Origin of the sequence: Thermomonas sp. HDW16, assembly GCF_011302915.1 — a bacterium.
Classification (GTDB): Bacteria; Pseudomonadota; Gammaproteobacteria; order Xanthomonadales; family Xanthomonadaceae; genus Thermomonas.
In genome coordinates, this window is sequence record NZ_CP049872.1 from 345,751 (window position 1) to 366,012 (window position 20,262).

Genomic DNA, 20,262 nt, shown 5'->3' on the forward strand with positions numbered 1-20,262 from the left:
CGGGATTCGCCCGCTCTGGATCGAGCCAAGGGGAAGCAGGGATGACGACGCGTGCGGTGGGGGCAGGGGCCGGCATCGGCTGGTTGAAACAGGCGGTGAACCTGGGGCGCAACAACCCGAAGGCGATCTTCGGCGGGGCCGCGTTGCTGCTGGCAGTGATCCTCGCGCTTGGGATCGGTTTCGGACTGGCGGCGGTGCTGCTGGGCGGTGCGATGAAGAACGGCAGCGTCGCGATGGTCGCGCTGTTCGTGTTCAGCGGGGTGGCGATGGTGGTGATGGCGGCCTTGATCGTCGGTTACCTGCGCCTGTTGGACGCAGTGGAAAACGGCCAACCGGCCAGTGCCGCGGACGTGTTCGCGGGGTTCTCCGACATGGCGGTAAGCGGCCGTGCGATCGGCTTCATCCTGCTGCTCGCAATCGCGCAGAACCTGTTGCTGGCCCTGCTGATCAGTGCGCTGGCGCCCGGCTTCGGTGATTGGTACCTGCAGAACCTGCAGGATTCGATGGCGGGCGTGGAAGCGGTGCCGACCATCCCGACCGGTTTCGGCGCGGCGATGGTCATCATGTGGACGATCGGCCTGTTCGGTTATGCGGTGCAGTCGATCGGCTTGGGCCAGGTCGCGTTGCGCAACCGCGGCATCGGCGGCGCGCTTGGCGATGGCGTGAAGGGCGCGGCCAAGAACCTGCTGCCGCTGCTGGTGTTCCTGCTGGTGGTGGTGGCGGCCGTCGTCGTGTTGATGCTGGTGGTGTTCCTGGGCGCGATGCTGCTTGGCGTCGTCGCCAAGCTGCTGGGCGGCTGGGTGGTCGCGCTGGTCGGAATCCCGCTCTACATCGCCTTCATCCTGGCGATGTTGGTGGTGATGTTCGGCGTCATGTACTTCATGTGGCGCGACGTTTGCGGCGACGGCACGGCGTTGGCCGCGTCCAGCGACGATCGCATCGAGCTCTAGTCCCACCGCGGTCAGAACCCCAGCGTTTGCTGCATGGCCGCTTGCATGGCGGCCTGCAGCCACAGGAACAATCCGCCGAAGGCGATCACTGCCACGAGCGCCTGGGCGGTGAGCCAGGCCTTGGCCAATCCCGACAAGGGGTTCGATTGCTCGCGGCGCAGAACGCGGGTGTCGCTGACCCGGTCGTGCATCGCGAGGTGTTGCGGCGGCAGCAATGCCATCGCATGGCCGATATTCAGCGTCAGCCAGGACAGGCCCGCCGCCAGATGGCGCTGCAGCGCATGCCCGGCTTTGAGCCGGCGGCCCTGCGCATCGGTCACGCGTAATCCGAACGCGCGCATGCCCGGCGTGGCCTGCCAGCGGGATTGTTCGAACAACACCGCCCACGGCAACGCCAGCACCACATACAACAGCAGCGGCGTGAACAGGATGGCGCCGAGCGAGGCGTCCAGCCGATTGATGGCGGACGCCATCACCGGATCATTGAGCAGTTGCGTGGCCATCCCGGCAGTTGCCTGTTGCGCGCCCAGCACCTCGCCGAGCAGGCGCGGCATTTCGCCGGCCAGTACATGCAACGCGTTGCGTGCCTCGGCACAGGCATGGCTGATCCGCGCGGTGCCAAGCAGCGCGATCAGTGGCAGCAACAGGGCCGCATCCAGCGACCAGGCCGCGTAGCGCGCCCAGAAGCCGGCATGCAGCGAATGCTCAGCCGGCGTTGTTGCCATCCGTCGGCGTGCGCGGCGCGACCATCGTCGCGGCGATGATGCCGGCCTCGTACAACAGGCACATCGGGATCGCCAGCATCAGCTGGCTGACCACGTCCGGCGGGGTCATGACCGCCGCGATGACGAAGATGCCGACCACCGCGTAGCCACGACCCTCGCGCAACTGCGCCGGAGTGACCCAACCGAGCAAGGCCAGGATTACCAGTGCGACCGGCAACTCGAAACTCAGGCCGAACGCCAAGAACAGCACCAGCACGAAGTCGAGGTAGGCGCTGATGTCGGTCATCATCGCCACGCCGGCCGGCGTCACTCGGGTGAGGAAGCCGAACACCATCGGCAGCACTAGGAAATAGGCGAAGGCGCAGCCGGCATAGAACAGCGCCAGCGCGGACGCCAGCAGCGGTAGCGCGAGTTTCTTCTCGCGCTTGTACAGGCCGGGCGCGACGAAGGCCCAGGCCTGGTACAGCAGCCACGGCATCGCGATCATCAACGCGGCGAAGAAGGCAAGCTTCATCGGTGCGAAGAACGGCGACGCGACCTGGGTGGCGATCAGCTGGCCGCCCTTGGGCAGTTTATCGAGCAGGGGTTGTGCGAGCAGGCCATACAGCTTGTTGGCGAACGGCAGCAGGCAGGCCAGTGCCAGCAGCAAGCCGATCGCGCCGCGCAGTAGGCGGCTGCGCAATTCCAGTAGGTGCGCGATCAGCGGGCGCTCGTTGTCGAAACCGGCGTCAGTCATCGCGCGGCTCGACGGGTGATTCCGAGGTGCGCTCGGGCTTGGCGACGGCTTCGACCGAACGGCGGGTGTCGGTGGCCAGGTCATGCAGCTGGCGCTCGGTTTCCTGCATCGCTTGCTTGCCGTCTTGCAGGCTGCGCTTGAGTTCCTCGCTGGCGAGCTCGCTTTCCAGTTCGGATTTCACCGAGTACCAGTGCGCGCGTGCCTTGCGCACCCACAGGCCGGTGAAGCGTGCGGCCTTGGGCAGGCGCTCGGGACCGAGCACCACCAGCGCCACCAGGGCGACGACCAGCATCTCGCCGAAGGAGAAATCGAACATCGGCGGAGGCCGTGCGGTTTAGCGGGCGACGTCGTCGCGGTCGCGCGTGCTGTCGGACGATGCGGCGGCGTCCTTGGCCTTGTCGTCAGCGATGCGCGCGGCCGGCTTGTCATCGTCGCCGCGCATGCCCTTCTTGAACTCGTCCACGGCCTTGCCCAGGTCGCGCGCACCGCCGGTCAGGCGCTTGGTGCCGAACACCAACACCACGATGAGCAGCACGATGAGCCAGTGCCAGATGCTGAAGCTGCCCATGGCGGTTTACCTGTTGGTGGAAGTTGCGCTGATTCTACCGCCGATCCGCCGCAGCCCCGCGGATCAGGGCTTGCTGGCGGGTGCGGTTGCCGGCTGCAGCGGGGTGGTAATGGCGGGGTTGTCGCTGGCCAGCGGCTGGACGCGGGCTTCGCCGGAGACCGAAGTCCCGCCACTGGATTGGATGCTTTCGGTCGGCGGCTCCCGGAGTTGGCGTCCGCGTGCCTGGCGGGCGGCCGCTGTGGCTTCCTCCAGCGCATCGCGGAAGCCGGTGATCGCGGCGGACGGTGCATTCGGTGCACGGCCTTCGAACACCGCCCGCGGGGTGGTGCCTTCGCCATAAGCGGTGCGGTTGGCGCCGTTGTCGATGCTGAGCACGGCGCCGTCCAGCGCCACGCCGGCGAACAGGCCGCGCGCGCGCGACCACGACCAGATTTCCGCCTTCAGTTCGCCATCGGTGGCGGCGGAGGCATTGCGGCCGACCGGGCCGGCGGCGATGCCGGCATCCGCGCCCAGGGTGATCTTGCCGTTGACGATGGAATCCACGCCGCGGTCGCTGCGGAACACCAGGATCACGTCGGCCGATTGCACGCCGGCCTGCAGGCCGAAGCTGGCGCCGGCCAGTTTCACGAACACCGGGTTCGACCAGGTACCGTCGGCCGATTTCACCGACATCAGGCCCAGGCCGCGGCGTCCGCCGAGCATGAAGCCGGCCTTGATCGTGTCCGGGACCACCACGATCGCTTTCGCCTCATCGAGCAGGCGATCGGGGATCGACGCTTCCGGGATCGCCTGGATCTGTTGCACCACCCGCACGGCATCGTCGGCGCGCACGTCCTCGCGTTGGCCGGCGACAGCGGCGGTGGCGGCCAGCAATCCGGCAAGAACCAGGGCAAGGCGAGTAGGGGCGATCTTCATCGGGGGCTCCGGCATGGGGGACGGCAAGGCCACATCGTGGCGGCATCGCAATGAATCGATCATAAGTCGCGGCGGGAGTTCCGTGGCGCATGCGATCCTATGCGCATGCAGGAGCCACCTGGACATCGTCAGGAAGCCATGCCAACGCTGCTGTTGGTGAATCTGGGTACGCCAACCGCGCCAACCGCCGCGGCGGTGAGCGCCTATCTCGACGAATTCCTGTCCGATCCGCGGGTGGTGCAACTGCCGCGCTGGCTGTGGCTGCCACTGCTGCGCAAAGTGATCCTGCCGCGGCGCAGCCCGGTGGTAGCGAAGAAATACGCCGAAGTCTGGTTGCCCGGCGGATCGCCGTTGGCGGTGCATACCGCCGCGCTGGCCGATGCGGTACGCACGAAATTGCCGGGCTGGCGGGTCGAACACGCGATGCGCTACGGCACGCCATCGCTGGCCGACATCCTGCAGCGGTTGCGCGAGGAAGGCGTGCGCGACGTACGCGTGCTGCCGCTGTATCCGCAGTATTCGACCACCACTACCGAAACCGTTGCCGACGTGATCGCCGCACGGCGTGGCGAGATGCGGGTATCGATGCTGCGCGACTACCACCGCGATGCCGGCTGGGCCGCGGCCGTGGCCGATTCAATCCGCGCGCATTGGGCCAGGCATGGCCGTGGCGAACGCCTGTTGCTGTCGTTTCACGGCCTGCCGCAACGCGTGGTGGATGCCGGTGATCCGTATGCGCTGCAGTGCGAAGCCAGCGCGCAGGCGATCGCACAAGCACTCGGCATCGCCCGCGACGACATCCTGCTCACCTACCAATCGCGCTTCGGCAAGGGCAAATGGCTGCAGCCCGACGTGGTGGCGACGTTGCAAGGGCTCGCGCGCGATGGCGTGCGCATGGTCGATGTCGCCTGCCCCGGGTTCGCGGTGGATTGCCTGGAGACGCTGGAGGAGATCGCCATGCAGGATGCCGTCCTGTTCCGCGAAGCCGGCGGCGATGCACTCCGTTACATCCCCTGCCTCAACGCGGGCGATGCGCATGCCGAGGCGCTGGCGGCGCTCGCGCAACGGGACGAGGGCTGGCACTGATGCGCGAGATCGGCATCGATATCCCATTGGGCCGGATCGCCGCCTTGCGATGGGGCGAGCCCGGTGCGCCGAAAGTGCTGGCCTTGCACGGCTGGCTGGACAACGCGGCGAGCTTCGTTCCGCTGTCCACGCATTTGCGCGGCATCGACCTGGTCGCCATCGACCAGCCCGGACACGGTCGCAGCGCACACCTGCCGGCGGGTACCGATTATTCCTTCGTCGGCGCGATGAACGCAGTGCTGGATGTCGCCGATGCGCTGGGCTGGGAACGCTTCGCCCTGCTCGGCCATTCGATGGGCGCCGGCATCGCCAGCATGCTCGCCGCGGCTTGCCCGCAACGGATCGAAAGGCTGGTCGCGATCGAGGCATTGGGTGCGCTGGCGGAGGTCCCGGAACGCACCGTCACCCGCATGCGCGAGGCGGTCATCGCCCATCGCGGGCTGAAGGACAAGAAGCTGCGCGTATTCCCCGACATCGACAGCGCGGTGCGCACCCGCCAGTACGCCAGCCTGGTGCCGGGCAGCGGGCTGGACGAGGCGTCGGTGCGGCTGCTGGTCGAACGTGGTCTGCGTGAAGTGGCGGGCGGCTACGAATGGAGCAGTGATCCGCGCCTGACCTTGCCGACGATGACCCGCATGACCGAACCGCAGGTGGAAGACCTGGTGGCCGGCATCGAATGCCCGGTGCGCGCGATCTTCGCCGACCCGGCGCAGCCTTATCTGCCCGACGAATTGCGCCGCCGTCGCGTGGCCTTGTTGCCGCAGGGCGAATTGATCGTCATTCCCGGCGGCCATCACCTGCACATGCAGCAGGCTGGGCACGTGGCGGCGGTGATCGGGGATTTCCTGCGGCGCTGATCAATCCTTGGGCAGCATGCAGTGCACGCAGCGCCCCGCACGCAAGGCCAGCAAAGGCGGGTGCTTGGCGAAAAAGCGGCACTGGCAGCGCGGGCAGCGAAATTTCTGCAGGTGCAGGCAGGCCAGCAGCAACAATACGGCCCAGAGGGCGAGCGGACTGAGCAGGCCATACCAGCCCAGGTGCTCGATCAGGAGCAGGCGGCCAAGCAGCAGTACCGCGAGCAGTCCCGGGCCGAGCAAGATCCAGCACAACCGCCTGCGTTGGTAGTAATCGTCCCAGGTCGATGCGGGCGCGGCATGGTCGTGATATTGCAATGAAGGTTTCGCGGTGGAGGGGGAGGCAGGCGTGTCGATATCGGGTTCCCTGATCATCGCCTCAGTCTTCGCCGCCGGTACGCACCGCCAGTTGGGTGCCGCCATCCTCGGCTTTCATCATCTGGTAGACAGCTTGGCGCTTGTCCTTGCTGTAGATCAGGGTGGAGCTATCGGCACCGGTTTGCATCGACATTTCGCGCTTCCAGCCTTGCGCCTGCATGGTCTTCTCCACATCGGCGGAGACCTGAGCCGGGCTCGCGCTGGTGGCGATATTCACTGCCTTCATCCCGCCCATGTCCATGGCGCTGCTGATCGTGCGTTGCTCCGGCAGGAAGACGTCGGTCGGGAAGTCGGCGGGCAGGGCCACGCTGGCGCCATCCTGCGCGGTGGCGACCTTCATCTCGCCCTTGTCGGTCTTGATGCTGACGGTGTCGCCGTTCTGTTCGATGTCCACCTTGTCGCCGCTGGCATGCTCCATCGTCTTTTCGGCAATGGCTTCACCGGCGCGCTTGCAGCCCGGCAGGGCAAACACGCCGACCACCAGCATGGCAAATAGCAATTTATGCGATGTCGTGGGTCGTGGCATTGCGGTTGTCCTGATTTCCCCTGGTCATCCGGGCGAACGTGACGTGGCGGTTCAACCGGTCAGCAACGCGCGCAGGCGCGCCTTCAGCGCCCGTCCTTCGTCGCGGAAATAGGTGCGTTCGTCCCGCCAATCGGGGACGCGGGTTTCCACTTCGCGCCAGAACCGGCGCGAATGGTCGGCATGCAGCAAGTGGCAGAGTTCATGCACCAGCACGTATTCGAAGGCGGACGGGCGCGCCAGTACCAGCGACAGATCCAGCGACAAGGTGGCATCCGGCGCCAGCGAGCCCCATTGCGTCGAGGTGCGCTTGAACACGATGCGGCGTGGCGTGCGCGGCAGGCCCTGCAGGTACTTCGGCAGCCAGCGGCCGACATCGGCACGGCCCTGGGCTTCGTAGAAATCACGCAACGCGCGCTGCAGGGCGGCATCGCCGGCCGATGCGGGCGCGGTGAACAGCAGGCCGCCTTCGGCATCGCCATCGAAATCGAGCCGCGTGGCGCGGCCGCCCTGCCAGCGCAGCGGCAATTCATCGCCACGCAACGGCAAGCGGTCGGTGATGTCGCGTTGCAGGCTGTCGCCAGCGTGCACGGCCTGCGTGGCGAATTGTTCGGTCAGCCAGGCGCGATGTTCGTGCAGGAAGCGTTCGCCGGACACCAGGCTGGCGCGAACAGGCAGGCTCAGGCGCGCGCCGCGTTCGTCCACGCTGAGCTTGATCCGCCGCGCACGCGGGTCGCGCACGCGCAGGATGTCGATGCGGCGACCGTCATCGAGCACGAAGCCGACGGTGTCGCGTTGCACCGTCGCGGGTTTCGGCGCGATGCGGGCGGGGGCGAGCAGGCGGAACAGCGAACGCATGCGCCGAGTTTAATGGCTTGCATCGCGAGGCATGGCGGGCATTCGCTGCGCGGCTCGAAATGCCGCTACGCGAACACCCGCCATGCCCCGCGATGCCGGGGATTGTCGAGAGACGCGTTATTCGGCCTTGCTGAGCTTGAACGCCTTTTCCAGCACGTTGAACAGGCGCTTGAACTCGCCGGCCATCAGCGCGAAGCGGGCATCGAGTTCGGCGGCCACGTCGTCGCGGTCGGTGGATTCCAACTGGTCCACGGCACCATCGAGCAGCTTGAACTTGCGCACTACCAGGTCCTCGCCGAGGACGAAGCTGACGTGGTCGTCCAGCACCAGCGCCAGCCGCGTGGCCTGCTTGCCGGCTTCCAGGTGCTTGTTGATTTCATCGCCCACCAGTTCCATGCGTTGGATCTTCACCACGGCGCCGGTGTCGGTGGGATCGCGCAGTTCGCATTCGTCGCCCAGGCTCAAACCATCCGGCAGCGGATCGCCGGCGATCCAGCCGGTGAGGATGGCGCGCGGCGCGACTTCGGCATTCAGCGGCAGCGCGGGGAAGCTGCCCAGCGCGCGGCGGATTTCGCTGACCACGGACTCGGCGTTCTTGCGCGAGGACGTGTCCACCGCGACCACGCCGAGGCTGGTATCGATCAGCGCATCGCTGCGTACTGGCCGCACGAAGGCGCGCGGCAGCAGCTCGGTTATCAGTTCGTCCTTCAGCCGCTTGCGGGTGCGCCCGCCGGGCTTGCGGCCTTCCTTCTCCTCGATCGCCGCCAGCTTCTTCTGCAGCAGGTCGTTGACTACCGCGCCCGGCAATAGCTTGTCCTCGCCGCCGACGGTGAGCCACAGGGCGCCATGCAGGCCATGGCTCAAGGCATCGCCATGTTGGCCGAGCGGCGGGATGAAACCGCGGCTGGACAGTTCCAGCGGGCCGACCGGCTTGAGCGCGCATTCGGCCAGCTGGGCGTCGAGGTCGGTGAGGTCGAGCGAAGACGGGAAACGGAACAACGTCAGGTTGCGAAAGAACATCAAAGATCCTGCGGAATGCGGATGGGGCGCGGCTCAGGCCGCGTCGTCAGTGTCGGTGGTGGGCGTCTCGCCACCTGCGAGCCACGCGTGCGCATCTGGCATGGCGGCATCGCCGCGCTTGCCGAGCGAGAGGAAGTCGAACAGGTTCGGGTCGCTCAATTGCGAAGGACGGATATCGCCCAGCGCGCGCGACATGGTTTCCACCCGGCCCGGCGTGTCCTTTTCCCATTGCGCCAGCATCTTCTTCACCTGCGCACGCTGCAGGTTTTCCTGCGAGCCGCACAGGTTGCAGGGGATGATCGGGAACTGTTTCGCGTCGGCGTAGGCTTCGATATCGGCTTCGCGCACGTACGCAAGCGGACGGATCACCACGTGCTTGCCGTCGTCGGACAGCAGCTTGGGCGGCATGCCGCTCAGCTTGGCGTGGAAGAACATGCTCAGGAAAAAGGTGTTGACCAGGTCGTCGCGGTGGTGGCCCAGCGCGATCTTGCTGAAGCCGTTCTGCTCGGCGTAGGTGTACAGCGCGCCGCGGCGTAGCCGCGAACACAGCGAGCACATGGTCTTGCCTTCCGGGATCACCCGGCTGACCACCGAATAGGTGTCTTGCTCGATGATGTGGAAATCCACGCCGATCGAACGCAGGTACTCGGGCAGCACGTGCTCCGGGAAGTCGGGCTGCTTCTGGTCCAGGTTCACCGCGGTGATGCTGAACTGCACCGGCGCCTTCTTCTGCAGCTGCAGCAGCACGTCCAGCATCGCGTAGCTGTCCTTGCCACCGGACAGGCAGACCATGACCTTGTCGCCGTCCTCGATCATGCCGAAGTCGGCGATGGCCTTGCCCACCTGGTGGCGCAGGCGCTTGGCCAGCTTGTCGGTCTCGCGCTTCTTGCGTTGCGCGACGGACAGGGGCTCGGCGAGTGGCAGCGGGATGGCAGCGTTCATCGGTCGACCATTTTACCCGGCATCGCCACCGCGCCGCCGCGCTATGCTCGGCGCATGAACCAGCCCCGCGACCCAGCCGAACTGTCACGCCTTGCGCGGCGCGTGGTCGAGCTGCGCACCGAGCACCGCGACCTGGACGGCGCGATCGACCGCCTGCAGGCCGATATCCAGGCCGACGAGCTGGCGCTGAAGCGGCTGAAGAAGCGCAAATTGCAGCTCAAGGACCAGATTGCCTGGATCGAGAATGCGTTGATCCCGGATGAACCGGCCTAGGGCGAGCCTGGCCCGCCACGGCGATTATTCCGGCGTTTTTTCCGCTTTCTCCGTCGCCTCGGCCGGCAGCGCCGGGATCTCCCCGGTCGTGCGCGTGCTGTCCGGACTGACCTTCTCGATGGTGTGGCGCAGTTCGCGGCCGAGCACCACCCGCGCGTCCTTCGCCCAGGCATTGAGCCGTTCGTCGAAGGCGAGCTTGCCGTTGCCGTCGGCCCATACCAGCTTCAATTCGCGCAGCTTCTGGATGAAGCCGCGGAACAGGCTCTTGTCGAAGAATTCCGGCGCGGTGTTGGCGTACAGCAGGCTGAGGCGCTGCGCGGCGAGCTGGCACAGGCTCTCCAGTTCGCCGGCGCTGAGGGTGCCGCTGCCGTTCTTCACCAGCACGCTGATCGCGATGTAGTAGCGCTCGAACGCTTGCTGCAAGGGCTGGCCGATCGCACGCAGGCGGAATACCTCGTCGGTTTGGCCCGCGTTGCGCTGCAGGATGCCGCCATCGTCTTCGCCGACCCGTTGCAACAGGCCTTCTCTGATGAAGACTTCGATGGTGCGGTCGATGCGCTCGGCGAAACCGTCCTCGTCCCAGGGCAGGAACAGTTCCGCCTGCAGGAACGGGTACAGGGTGCGGCCGAGGCGTTGCAGCTGGGCGTGGCTCATCCGCCGGTTGTTGAGGAAACACACCGCGATCCACGCCGGCGCGGTGAACAGATGCAGCACGTTGTTGCGGAAGTAGCTGAGCAGTACCGCGTTTTCGTCATCGACCTCGAGCACGTCGCCCAGCGGGTGCCTGGTGCGGGCCAACGTGCCGATCTCCTCGCCATGCGCCACGATCTGTTCCGGCGTGTGCGGGGTCACGGTGACGTGGTCGGAGTACGGCACGTCGCGCAACAGGGTTTGCGACAGCGCGATCTGCGCCAGCAGGTCGGCTTCGCCCATTGCATGTTTGGGCGTGGACAGCAGGGCCAGCGCCAGCAGGTTGATCGGATTGACGTCGGCGGCACGGTTGACGTTGACCTGGATGTTCTGCGCCAGCTCATCGATAGTGTCGGACAACCAGACCGGTTTTTCGTCCTCGGGCACCGGTTTGCCGTCCCAGCCGGCGTGCGCATCAAGCACGTCGTTCAACTTGATCGGTTGGCCGAAGTTCACCACCACCTGACCGAAGTTGCTGCGCAGCACCTTGGGGATGCCCATCAGCAGCTGCCAGATCGATTCCTTTTCCTTCGGCTTGCCGGACAGTTCGTCCAGGTAGCTGCGGCCTTCCATCAGCTTTTCGTAGCCGATGTAGATCGGCTGGAACAGCACCGGGCGGCTGGGCTGGCGCAGGTAGGCGCGCACGGTCATCGCCAGCGAACCGACCTTGGGTTGCAGCAGGCGACCCGTGCGCGAGCGCCCGCCTTCGATGAAGTACTCGATCGAATAGCCGCCGGCGACCAGCTGCGCCATGTATTCGCGGAACACCGCCGAGTACAGCGCATTGCCCTTGAAGCTGCGGCGGGCGAAGAACGCGCCGCCCTTGCGCAGGATGGTGCCGACCACCGGAAGGTTGAGGTTGATGCCGGCGAAGATATGCGGCGGCACGATGCCGTGGGTGTACAGCAGGTAGCTCAGCAGCAGGTAGTCCATGTGGCTGCGGTGGGTGGGAACGTAGACCACCTCGTAGCCGGGCGCGGCCTGCTTGAACTTGTCCAGGTGGTGGACCAGCACGCCGCGGTAGATCCGGTTCCACACCGGGGTCAGCATGAAGCTGAGCGAGCGCACCATCGGGTGCGAATAGTCGGCGGCGATCTCGTAGGCGTAGGCATGCGCTTTCTGCCAGGCGGCGTCCGGCTTGCTCTTGTCGCGGCGGGCTTGGTCGGCGATCGCCTCGCGCACCGAATCGGCGGCCAGCACCTTGTCCACCAGCATGCGCCGGGTCGACAGGTCGGGGCCGACCACCACCTCGCGCACGCGGCGGAAGTGGGTGCGCAGCACGCGGCTGAGCTTGCGCACGGTGCGCTCGGGCGGCAGGTCTTCGGCGACGATGCCGCGCAGGTCGACCGGCGGTGCGAACTGCACCAGGGTGTCGCGGCCGTTGAGCAGCAGCGCCAGCAGGCGGCGGAAGCGACCGACGATCGTCCAGTTTTCCGAGAACAGCACGCTGAACCAGCCGGTGCTGCGGTTGGGTGCCTGGCCGACGAAGATCGACACCGGCACCAGTTGCACGTCCAGCGCCGGGCTGGCGCGATGCGCTTCCAGCAGGCGCGCCAGCGAGCCGGAATGGGTTTTGTGCTCCGGCCCCGGCAGCAAGCCCAGCGCATTGGCATGCCGCCGCGACAACGCGACATACGCACGCTTGCGACCCAACGGATCGCCCGGGATCGGCTGCAGTGGCGAGGGCAGGCCGGCTTCGCGGCAGGCGCGCTCCAGGATCAATGCATTCGACAGACCGTAGTCTTCCAGAACATAGCAGACCGGCCGGCCGTCATCGAACTGCTGGAACAGGCTTGGCTCGTTCGGCTCGATGTCGAGCTTGAGCCAGGGGTCGATCAGTTTGCCCAGCACGCGTGCCCACAGCGGCGGTTTTGCGTTGGTGGCGGCGCGTCCAGATGCGGTCGGCGCCACGGGCGGTTCCGGGAGAAAGGCGGGCAGCGGCAGTTGCGGGCTGTCCGGGTCGGGTTGGGCAGGAACGGTCGCTTCGGTTTCAACCGGGGCGTCGTATTCAGGCCCGGTCGGTCCGGCCGCCGCCGTTTCGGCTACAGGCAGGGATTCGACCACCGGCTCGGTGTCGAACAGGTTGGCTTGGGCGGGGCTTGCTCCATTGGAGCTGGTCGGGCGATTCGGCATTGCCGACATTATGGCGAAGTGAGGTTTTTCACGCCCGCCCGGGCCGGCTTGCCGGCCAGCGAGGCTTCGGCACGGCGCACGAAGTCGGCCAGGTACCAATATCCGTCGATCCGCACCGCCGGCACGATGGCGTCGATCTCGGTGCCGGCCAGGGTGTAGCGCAGGCGCAGGCGGGCGGTATCACCGGTCTGTTCCAGCAGGCGCGCCTCCATTCCGCGCAGGGCGGCATCCGTGTCCAGGCCGTACTGGGTGCGCAGCTGGGCGAGCAGTGTGGCGATGAAAGGTGATAGCCGGTTCAGGCTGGCGTCCATGCCCAGCGTGGCAAACGCCGCATTGCCGGCCTTGCCGTCGATCCCGCTGCGTTGCGCGGCACCGACCAGTGCGGCGAAAAACGGTTGCGCGCGCCTCGGGTCGGACAGGGGCGCTGCCAGCGCCCAGCTACCGAGTGCGGCCAGGGACTGGGACACGTGTTCGCGTTCCTCCGGGGTGTAGCTGGCTTCCTTCTGCACGTATTCGCCGCCGAACTGCACCAAGGTGCGGATGGCCTCGTCGATATCCCGGTCGGCGCCGGCGAACTGACGACGAAATGTCGCCATCAGCTTCGATTCTGCATTCTTTTCCTGCAAAAATTCGAGCATCTTCGGAATTTTTGCATCCAGCGGAAGTTCGTCTAGAGGCCAACGAGTACGGCCAGTGCGCCAGCCATCCACCAGTTGCGCATGCAGGGCTGGCGGCACCGCGAGACGGGCGAAGCCGAGGCCATCACGCGCCAACAAGCGATCGCGCAGGACATTGATGGCGTCGACGGGCTTGCCAGCAGGCTTGGCCTTGGCCGGCACCGCCACCCGAATTGCAACCGGGGGCCCGCTGTCCTCCCCCTTGCAGGCGGGCAAGCACAGGCAAAGCAGCGCGGGTAGCGTGAGTGCCAGGCCGCCCAAAACACGCAATCGCGATTGCCGCATCGTCAATTCCCCGGAAGGCGTGACCGGAGTCTAGGCACAGACCAAGAAAAAAGGAGGCCAATGGCCTCCTCAAAGTCCGGCCGAGCCGGAGGACAGCAGTTGTGGCATGGCTCCGGCCAAGGCCGGATGGATGCAGGCTACGTCACCTCTACTGTTAATGCAATGCTTTACGAATAATTCGATAACTCATTGAATTATTTGGCATCATCCAGCGAGGCTTCTTTCTGGGCACGGCGCTCGCCTGCGGGTTGCGACCAGGCATTGTTGAACAGGGCCGGCTCCCAGCTGCCGTACAGGGGGTTGGGCAGGGCCCACCAGCGCTGGCCGATCCAGTCCGCATACGGGGCGATTGCCGTCCGCCGTCCGTCGGGCGTGTTGGCGACGATCTGCACGAAGTCGCCGACCTGGTCGCCGAACTGCATCAGCACCCGGTAGCCGCGCCCGACCAGTTGCCGGCGGCAGGATTTCTCCGAGCCTTCCTGCTCGCAGCCGTCCACCACCATGCCCAGGCCAAGGAATTGGTTGTCGTTCTTGAGCGGGAAGCCGGCACTGCGCAAGTTGGCGAGAGTAGCCTCCCCCAGGCTGGCGTCGCGGTTGCTGATGTAGAAGACGGTCACGCCGCGCTTGGCGGCGGCGTTGAGAAATTCGACCGCGCCGGGCAACGGCTTTGCCTTGCGTTCGTTCACCCATTGGCCCCAAGCGGCTTCGTCGAAGCCGCGTCCTTCGCGGATTTGGCGTACCTGGCTGGGCGAGTTGTCGAGCACGGTCTCGTCCACGTCCACGATGATTGCCGGTGGCAGCTTGCGCGAATCGTTGCTGCGGTCTTCCTTCGGCAGGGCATCCCAGCGTGGATCGGCCAGTGCGGCGGCCAACTGCATGCCGGCGGCGCGGTAGATGGCGCGATAGACCAAGTCGCGTTCCACCGAAGTCTGGAACCACGCGGTGGCGTTCAGGCTGTCGTCCGGCGGCGGCGTGGTGGCCTCCACGACAGGCGTCGTCGGCGGTAGCGGTGGTGGCGCGGGCTGCGGCGCAAGGGCTGCGCAGCCGGCAAGCAATGCGGTGGCAAGCAGGGAAACGGTCGGGGCAGGACGCATGGATGCGCTCATCGTCGGAATGTCGGGCGAGTTTACCCGCCCGCGATGACCGGCTCCTGTCGCCCGGCTCAGTCGCCCAGCAGGGCGCGGATATTGGCGATACCGACATTGGCGCGTTCTTTCTTGCGCTCGGCGTCGGCCACGGGGTCGGCGCCGTCACGCTGCAGTTCCGCCGCCGGCAGTTCGTCGATGAAGCGGCTCGGCTTCAGCCGCATGCGGTCGCCCCAGCGCTGCGCCTCGTTGGCATGCGACAGCCACAGCTGTTCCTTGGCGCGGGTGATGCCGACGTACATCAGCCGGCGTTCCTCGTCCAGGCGGCCTTCCTCGATGCTGGCCTCGTGCGGCAGGTTGCCGTCTTCCACGCCGATGATGAAGACGTAGCGGAACTCCAGTCCCTTCGCCGCATGCATCGACATCAAGCGCACCTGGTTGCCGGCATCGCCCTTGTCCGCATGCGAAAGCAGGGCGAGTGCTGCGGCCAGTTCGCCGGGGCCGGAAGTCTTCGGGCCGTCGAACCAGTCGGCCAGTTCGTCCAGGTTGCGGCGGCGTGCCTGGAACTGCGCCTCGTCCTTGCATAGCGCGCGCAGCGCGGCGAGCAGGCCGCTGCATTCGTTGAGCTTGCGGACGAGTTCGGCCGGCGCCAGCATCTTCGCGTCCATGCGCAGGCTGCGGAGGATGTCGCTGAAGCCCTGCAGCGAATTCGCCGCTCTCGCCGGCAACTGCTTGGCCAGGGTGATCGAGTCGGCCGCGCGCGACAGCGGCATATGCGCGTTGTTCGCCAGCTCGCCGAGGCGCTGCAGCGAGGTGGCACCAACGCCACGATTGGGCGATTGCACCGCGCGCAGGAAGGCGGCATCGTCGTCCGGATTGGCCAGCAGGCGCAGCCAGGCCAGCGCGTCCTTCACTTCGCCGCGATCGAGGAACGCGGTGCCGCCACTCAAGTGGTACGGGATGCGCAGCAGCTGCAGCGATTTTTCCAGCGCGCGGCTCTGGTGGTTGCCACGGAACAGGATGCAGAACTCGCTCCACGGTGCCGAATGCTTCTGCGCGACGAACTGGATTTCGGAGGCGACTTTCTCCGCCTCGTGCGCGGCGTCCTTGCATTCCCAGACGCGGATGCGCTCGCCGTCGGCGGCATCGCTCCACAGCGTCTTCGGGTGTTCGTGCGGGTTGTGGGCGATCAGCGCATTGGCCGCGCGCAGCACACGGTTGGAACAGCGGTAGTTCTGTTCGAGTTTGATGATTTCGAGCTTCGGATAATCCGTGCCGAGCGACAGCAGATTGTCCGGATTGGCGCCGCGCCAGGCGTAGATGCTCTGGTCGTCGTCGCCCACGCAGGTGAAATTGCCCTTGTCGCCGGCAATCGCCTTCAGCAGGCGGTACTGCGCGTCATTGGTGTCCTGGCATTCGTCGACTAGCAGGTAACCGATGCGTTCGCGCCAGCCGGCGACGGCATCGGCATCGGTTTCCAGCAGCTGCACCGGCAAGCGGATCAGGTCGTCGAAATCCACGGCGTTGAAGGCAGTGAGGCGTTGCTGGTAGCGCGCGTACAGGGCGGCGGCCTCGCGTTCGCGGGTGCTGCGCGCGGCCTCGGCCGCCTGTTCGGGCGACAGGCCGGCGTTCTTGGCGCGCGAAATCAATTGCTTGGCGGCGTCGATCGCATCCGGTTTGCTGCCCGGCGGAAGCAGGTCTTTCAACTGCACGGAGGTGTCATCGGCATCGAAGATCGAAAAGCCGCGGCGCAGGCCCAGCTTGGCGTGCTCGATCTGCAGGATGCGCAGGCCCAGCGCGTGGAAGGTGCTGATGGTCAGCTCCTGCGCGGCATCGCCACGGATGCGCTTGGCCACGCGCTCGCGCATTTCGCGCGCGGACTTGTTGGTGAAGGTGATCGCGGCGATCCGCTTGGCCGGGTAGCGCCCGGTCTGGATCAGGTGGGCGATCTTCTCCACGATCACCCGCGTCTTGCCGCTGCCAGCACCGGCCAGCACCAGCAAAGGGCCTTCCACATGCAGGACGGCCTGGCGTTGCGGGGGGTTCAATCCGTGGAGGGCGTTGCCGTGCATCGCCACCATTGTCGAAGCGCGCGGCACGCTCCGCCAGCCTTGTGCGCCATTAGAATCCGTGCATGGCCAAGCTCTATTTCTACTATTCCGCGATGAATGCGGGCAAGACCACCACCCTGCTGCAATCCGCATACAACTACCGCGAGCGCGGCATGCGGGTGGCGATCCTGACGCCGAAGCTGGATTTCCGCGCCGGCAGCGGCACGGTGGCTTCGCGCATCGGTTTGCAGGCGGAAGGCATTGCGTTCGGACGCGACGAAGACCTGCACCGCATCCTCGAAGCCGATATCGCCGAGCACGGCAAGCTGGACTGCGTGCTGGTGGACGAAGCGCAATTCCTGACCAAGGCCCAGGTCTGGCAGCTGAGCGAAGTGGTGGATCAGTTGCGCATCCCGGTGCTCTGCTACGGCCTGCGCACCGATTTCCGCGGCGAGTTGTTCGAAGGCAGCCAGTACCTGCTGGCCTGGGCCGACGAATTACAGGAGATCAAGACGATCTGCCACAGCGGCAAGAAGGCGACCATGAACCTGCGCGTGGACGAAGGCGGCCGCGCGGTGCAGGACGGGCCGCAGGTGGAGATCGGCGGCAACGAACGCTACGTCTCGGTCAGCCGCGCGGAATTCAAGAAGGTGATGCGCGGAGAGGGCGGCATTGAACCGTTGCAGTCGCCGTTGAAGTTCTGATTCAGCGTTTGCCGCAATTGGCGCGAATCTCCGCGATCTCGCGCGGCAACGCGCCGCCTTCGGGCAGGGCCAGCTGGATTTGTGCGAGTACTGCATCGAGTTCGCCCCTGGCCTGCGCCGGCCGGCTTGCGCAATCGATCTCGGCGGCATAGGCGCGCGCCAGCCAGCCGGCCTTGCGTTGTTCGATGTCGCCGCTGTCGTGTCTGGCCCAGCCGCGTAGTCGTTGCACGGCTGCGGCATCGCCTTGGCCGGCCTGCAGGCGTGCCAGCGCGATCTCGGCGCGGCGCGTATGCGAATGGGCCTCTCCGTAACCGGTGCGGGTCAGGGTCACCGCCTCCTGCAGGGCGGCATTTGCGGCGTCCGTCTTGCCCAGCGAGGCCAGGATCTCGCCAAGCAGGCGGTCGTTGTCGCCGACCAGTGCGTGGTTCGCGCCGAAGCGCCGGACGCGCAGGTCGCGCGACTCGCGGATCAGCGACAGCGCTTGCGTGTCCTGCTGTGCGCTGTGCAGGATCATCGCCAGGTTGTAGGTGCCGGCGGCAATCAGGGCGGCATTGCCGCTGCTGCGCCAAGCGTCGACCGCCATCGTCTGGTACTCGATCGCGCGCTGCAGGTTGCCGCGTTCCCAGGCGACGATCCCCAGGCTGTTGTAGGTGCGCGCCAGGTCCGGGTGGTTGCGGTCCATGCGGGTGCGCATCCACGCATACGCATCGAGAAATTCGGATTCGGCTTCGCCGTAGCGGCCGAGGTCGACGTACAGCGCGGCCAGTTGGCGGCGTGCGTCGATGGTGGCGCGATGGTCGCGGCCATGCAGATCCTGCGCCAGCGCGAGCGAAGCGCGGCAGTCGCGTTCGGCGGCGGCCAGGTCGTCGTTGTTGCGTTCCAGCGAGCACAGGCTGCGCAACATGTCGATCGCCAGCGGGTGGCGGTCGCCGATCTTGTGGCGGAACTGCGCCAGCGCCTCGCGCAGGACGCGGATCGCTTGCCGCGGATTGCCGTCGTCGGCATACAGGGATGACAGGTCCAGTAGGCTTTCGGCCACGCCGACGTCGTCGCCGTGTTCGCGCCGCAGCTTCAGCGAGCGCGAGAACAGCTGGTTGGCGAGGTTGCGCTCGTCCAGGTCGCGCCGGCAACGCGCCAGTTGCGAGTAGAACGCGGCCACCTGCCCGGGCAGCTGTTCCTGCTCGCGTTCGGCCAACGCCAGGAGTGGCTGCATTTGTTCTTCGCATCCGCGCACATCGCTGAATTGGCGGCGCACGTTGCCGCGCAGGGTTGCTGCTTCCAGCTTCAGGCTGGTCGGCGCCGACGGCAATGCACGCAACAGCGACGCCTGTTTGTCGAGCAGCGCGCTCGCTTCGCGGTAGTCGCCCAGGCCCAGCCGCAGGCGCGCGACTACGCCGTAGAGTTCCGCACGCGCCTGCGGTTGCCGTGCCAGGCTGCGTTCGCCGCGGACGATGCCAAGGTCGAGCAGGGTGCGCAGATCCATCGGCGCGTCGAGCGGCGTGTTGCCGGCGCTCTCGAACAGGCCGGCGATGAAGTTCTGCATCGCCTGAGCGCGATTGGCCTCGCGCAGCGCTTGTCGGGCCTGCCAGCCGACCACCGCAAGCGCGGTGACCATCACTGCCAGCACCAGGCCCGCCGCGCCCAGCGCCCAGCGATGCCGATGCAGGTATTTGCGGGTGCGGTAACCCAGGCTTTCACCGCGCGCCAACACGGGCCGGCCGCGCAGGTAGGACAGCAGGTCCTGCGACAGCGCCTCGGCGGAGACGTAGCGTTGCTCCGGCCGCTTGCCCAGTGCCTTGAGGGTGATGTTGTCCAGGTCGCCTGCCAATTCGCGCGCCAACCGCGCTGGCGAATATGGGCGCGTGGCTTCGTCCTCCGCACGTACCGCCGCCTGGGAGGGACGCAGCGGCTCGCCGGCCAGGATCGCCTCTTCCCATTCGGCATCGGTCTGTCGTTTGAGCCGGTAGGGCTTGCTGCCGGTCAGCAACTCGTACAGCACCACGCCGAGTGAATACACGTCGGTCATGGTGGTGACCGGTTCGCCGCGGATCTGTTCTGGCGCGGCGTAGTGCAGGGTGAAGGTGCGCACGCCGGTGCGGGTCGCCTCGACCGGCAGCAGTTCCACGTCGAGCAGCTTGGCGATGCCGAAATCGAGCAGGCGCACATGGCCTGCCGGCGTGACCAGGATGTTCGAGGGTTTCAGGTCGCGATGCACGATCAGGTTGGCATGCGCGTGGCTGACCGCTTCGCAAATCTGCCGGAACAGGTCGAGGCGGGCGGCAATGTCGAGCTGCCGCGACTGGCAATAACTGGTGATCGGTTCGCCGTCGACGTATTCCAGCGCGAGGTAGGGCTGGCCGTCGCGATCGATGCCGGCATCCAGCAGGCGTGCGATGTAGGGATGGGCGAAACGCGCCAGGATTTCGCGTTCGCGGTCGAAGCGCTGGCGCAGCTTGGGATCGGCCAATCCGGCACGCAACAGCTTCAGCGCCACCTTGCGCTCGTAAAGGCCATCGGCGCGTGCGGCCAGCCAGACCTGGCCCATGCCGCCTTCGCCGATCAGTCGATCCAGCCGGTACGGGCCGATCCGCGCGCCGGGACGCGCGCCATTGGGCACTTCGACCACCGGTTCGGCGAGGAAGTCGTCATCGCCTTCTTCCAGCGCCAGCAGTTTTTCCAGTTCGTCGGCCAGCGCCGCGTCTTCGCGGCGCAGAGCGGCCAGGTGTTCGTTGCGTTGCTGCTCCGGCAGCTCAAGCAATGCATCAAGCAGTGGCGACAAGCGTTGCCAGCGTTCGGCGTCCATCGTCAG

The 20,262-nt window shown here is 66.5% G+C and carries 19 protein-coding genes and 1 pseudogene; 5 read left to right on the top strand and 15 right to left on the bottom strand.

Annotation, left to right across the window (positions count from 1 at the left end):
* Positions 1-41: 41 nt before the first annotated feature.
* Positions 42-950 carry a hypothetical protein gene (locus tag G7079_RS01490; protein ID WP_166054875.1) on the top strand — a complete coding sequence of 303 codons (909 nt, stop codon included), beginning with the start codon at positions 42-44 and terminating at the stop codon, positions 948-950.
* Positions 951-961: 11 nt separating this feature from the next.
* On the opposite strand, the gene G7079_RS01495 is transcribed toward G7079_RS01490, so the two are convergent.
* The 5 genes and pseudogenes from G7079_RS01495 to G7079_RS01515 form a co-directional block, all read right to left on the bottom strand.
* On the bottom strand, positions 962-1,675 hold the full coding sequence (locus G7079_RS01495; protein WP_166054877.1) for an RDD family protein: 714 nt from the start codon (positions 1,673-1,675) through the stop codon (positions 962-964).
* On the bottom strand, positions 1,656-2,411 hold the full coding sequence (gene tatC / locus G7079_RS01500; protein ID WP_166054879.1) for a twin-arginine translocase subunit TatC: 756 nt from the start codon (positions 2,409-2,411) through the stop codon (positions 1,656-1,658). The genes G7079_RS01495 and tatC overlap by 20 nt, the downstream gene beginning before the upstream one ends.
* Before the next feature lie 85 nt (positions 2,412-2,496).
* A pseudogene (tatB, locus tag G7079_RS01505) lies at positions 2,497-2,727 on the bottom strand (Sec-independent protein translocase protein TatB); the annotation flags it as partial.
* A gap of 18 nt (positions 2,728-2,745) precedes the next feature.
* The gene (gene tatA, locus G7079_RS01510; protein ID WP_166054883.1) at positions 2,746-2,979 is read right to left on the bottom strand and encodes a Sec-independent protein translocase subunit TatA; all 234 of its coding nucleotides are present in this window, start codon (positions 2,977-2,979) and stop codon (positions 2,746-2,748) included.
* 63 nt (positions 2,980-3,042) lie between these two features.
* Positions 3,043-3,894, bottom strand: a complete 852-nt coding sequence (locus tag G7079_RS01515; protein ID WP_166054885.1) for a lipid-binding SYLF domain-containing protein — start codon at positions 3,892-3,894, stop codon at positions 3,043-3,045.
* Between the two features lie 138 nt (positions 3,895-4,032).
* Between G7079_RS01515 and hemH the strand changes: the two genes are divergently transcribed.
* Both hemH and G7079_RS01525 read left to right on the top strand, forming a co-directional pair.
* A complete protein-coding gene (gene hemH / locus G7079_RS01520) occupies positions 4,033-4,980 on the top strand; it encodes a ferrochelatase (RefSeq protein WP_206203230.1) in 948 nt (315 codons plus the stop codon).
* Complete coding sequence (locus G7079_RS01525; protein ID WP_166054889.1) at positions 4,980-5,837, top strand: alpha/beta hydrolase; 858 nt, start codon at positions 4,980-4,982, stop codon at positions 5,835-5,837. The genes hemH and G7079_RS01525 overlap by 1 nt, the downstream gene beginning before the upstream one ends.
* Here the strand turns inward: G7079_RS01525 and G7079_RS01530 are convergent, their stop codons facing one another.
* From G7079_RS01530 to ttcA, 5 genes are all read right to left on the bottom strand, one after another.
* A complete protein-coding gene (locus tag G7079_RS01530; protein WP_166054891.1) occupies positions 5,838-6,209 on the bottom strand; it encodes a hypothetical protein in 372 nt (123 codons plus the stop codon).
* 4 nt (positions 6,210-6,213) lie between these two features.
* Complete coding sequence (locus tag G7079_RS01535) at positions 6,214-6,738, bottom strand: hypothetical protein (RefSeq protein ID WP_166054893.1); 525 nt, start codon at positions 6,736-6,738, stop codon at positions 6,214-6,216.
* A 51-nt stretch (positions 6,739-6,789) separates the two neighbouring features.
* Entirely contained in the window at positions 6,790-7,593 is an 804-nt protein-coding gene (locus G7079_RS01540) for a SprT family zinc-dependent metalloprotease (RefSeq protein ID WP_166054895.1), read from the bottom strand.
* Positions 7,594-7,710: 117 nt separating this feature from the next.
* Entirely contained in the window at positions 7,711-8,613 is a 903-nt protein-coding gene (locus G7079_RS01545) for a recombination-associated protein RdgC (RefSeq protein WP_166054897.1), read from the bottom strand.
* A gap of 33 nt (positions 8,614-8,646) precedes the next feature.
* Positions 8,647-9,555: a tRNA 2-thiocytidine(32) synthetase TtcA gene (ttcA, locus tag G7079_RS01550; RefSeq protein ID WP_166054899.1), complete on the bottom strand. Its 909-nt coding sequence runs from the start codon at positions 9,553-9,555 to the stop codon at positions 8,647-8,649.
* Positions 9,556-9,609: 54 nt separating this feature from the next.
* Between ttcA and G7079_RS01555 the strand changes: the two genes are divergently transcribed.
* A complete protein-coding gene (locus tag G7079_RS01555) occupies positions 9,610-9,828 on the top strand; it encodes a YdcH family protein (protein WP_166054901.1) in 219 nt (72 codons plus the stop codon).
* Between the two features lie 24 nt (positions 9,829-9,852).
* On the opposite strand, the gene plsB is transcribed toward G7079_RS01555, so the two are convergent.
* The 4 genes from plsB to G7079_RS01575 all read right to left on the bottom strand — a co-directional run bounded on the left by plsB (position 9,853) and on the right by G7079_RS01575 (position 16,770).
* On the bottom strand, positions 9,853-12,651 hold the full coding sequence (gene plsB, locus G7079_RS01560) for a glycerol-3-phosphate 1-O-acyltransferase PlsB (RefSeq protein WP_166054903.1): 2,799 nt from the start codon (positions 12,649-12,651) through the stop codon (positions 9,853-9,855).
* 8 nt (positions 12,652-12,659) lie between these two features.
* Entirely contained in the window at positions 12,660-13,496 is an 837-nt protein-coding gene (locus tag G7079_RS01565) for a hypothetical protein (protein WP_166054905.1), read from the bottom strand.
* Between the two features lie 311 nt (positions 13,497-13,807).
* The gene (locus tag G7079_RS01570) at positions 13,808-14,719 is read right to left on the bottom strand and encodes an HAD family acid phosphatase (RefSeq protein WP_240906214.1); all 912 of its coding nucleotides are present in this window, start codon (positions 14,717-14,719) and stop codon (positions 13,808-13,810) included.
* Between the two features lie 56 nt (positions 14,720-14,775).
* A complete protein-coding gene (locus tag G7079_RS01575) occupies positions 14,776-16,770 on the bottom strand; it encodes a UvrD-helicase domain-containing protein (RefSeq protein WP_166054907.1) in 1,995 nt (664 codons plus the stop codon).
* Positions 16,771-16,832: 62 nt separating this feature from the next.
* Between G7079_RS01575 and G7079_RS01580 the strand changes: the two genes are divergently transcribed.
* Complete coding sequence (locus tag G7079_RS01580; protein WP_166054909.1) at positions 16,833-17,453, top strand: thymidine kinase; 621 nt, start codon at positions 16,833-16,835, stop codon at positions 17,451-17,453.
* Between the two features lies 1 nt (position 17,454).
* Here G7079_RS01580 and G7079_RS01585 read toward each other — a convergent pair whose 3' ends face one another.
* Positions 17,455-20,256: a serine/threonine-protein kinase gene (locus G7079_RS01585; RefSeq protein ID WP_166054911.1), complete on the bottom strand. Its 2,802-nt coding sequence runs from the start codon at positions 20,254-20,256 to the stop codon at positions 17,455-17,457.
* Between the last annotated feature and the right edge of the window lie 6 nt (positions 20,257-20,262).

Coding starts and splice junctions, on each gene's coding strand:
- G7079_RS01525 (WP_166054889.1), top strand. CDS start 4,980: ATGCGCGAGATCGGCATCGATATCCCATTGGGCCGGATCGCCGCCTTG.
- G7079_RS01570 (WP_240906214.1), bottom strand. CDS start 14,719: ATGAGCGCATCCATGCGTCCTGCCCCGACCGTTTCCCTGCTTGCCACC.
- G7079_RS01540 (WP_166054895.1), bottom strand. CDS start 7,593: ATGCGTTCGCTGTTCCGCCTGCTCGCCCCCGCCCGCATCGCGCCGAAA.
- G7079_RS01580 (WP_166054909.1), top strand. CDS start 16,833: ATGGCCAAGCTCTATTTCTACTATTCCGCGATGAATGCGGGCAAGACC.
- plsB (WP_166054903.1), bottom strand. CDS start 12,651: ATGCCGAATCGCCCGACCAGCTCCAATGGAGCAAGCCCCGCCCAAGCC.
- G7079_RS01495 (WP_166054877.1), bottom strand. CDS start 1,675: ATGGCAACAACGCCGGCTGAGCATTCGCTGCATGCCGGCTTCTGGGCG.
- G7079_RS01535 (WP_166054893.1), bottom strand. CDS start 6,738: ATGCCACGACCCACGACATCGCATAAATTGCTATTTGCCATGCTGGTG.
- G7079_RS01515 (WP_166054885.1), bottom strand. CDS start 3,894: ATGAAGATCGCCCCTACTCGCCTTGCCCTGGTTCTTGCCGGATTGCTG.
- tatC (WP_166054879.1), bottom strand. CDS start 2,411: ATGACTGACGCCGGTTTCGACAACGAGCGCCCGCTGATCGCGCACCTA.
- G7079_RS01545 (WP_166054897.1), bottom strand. CDS start 8,613: ATGTTCTTTCGCAACCTGACGTTGTTCCGTTTCCCGTCTTCGCTCGAC.
- hemH (WP_206203230.1), top strand. CDS start 4,033: ATGCCAACGCTGCTGTTGGTGAATCTGGGTACGCCAACCGCGCCAACC.
- tatA (WP_166054883.1), bottom strand. CDS start 2,979: ATGGGCAGCTTCAGCATCTGGCACTGGCTCATCGTGCTGCTCATCGTG.
- G7079_RS01555 (WP_166054901.1), top strand. CDS start 9,610: ATGAACCAGCCCCGCGACCCAGCCGAACTGTCACGCCTTGCGCGGCGC.
- G7079_RS01490 (WP_166054875.1), top strand. CDS start 42: ATGACGACGCGTGCGGTGGGGGCAGGGGCCGGCATCGGCTGGTTGAAA.
- ttcA (WP_166054899.1), bottom strand. CDS start 9,555: ATGAACGCTGCCATCCCGCTGCCACTCGCCGAGCCCCTGTCCGTCGCG.
- G7079_RS01585 (WP_166054911.1), bottom strand. CDS start 20,256: ATGGACGCCGAACGCTGGCAACGCTTGTCGCCACTGCTTGATGCATTG.
- G7079_RS01575 (WP_166054907.1), bottom strand. CDS start 16,770: ATGCACGGCAACGCCCTCCACGGATTGAACCCCCCGCAACGCCAGGCC.
- G7079_RS01530 (WP_166054891.1), bottom strand. CDS start 6,209: ATGATCAGGGAACCCGATATCGACACGCCTGCCTCCCCCTCCACCGCG.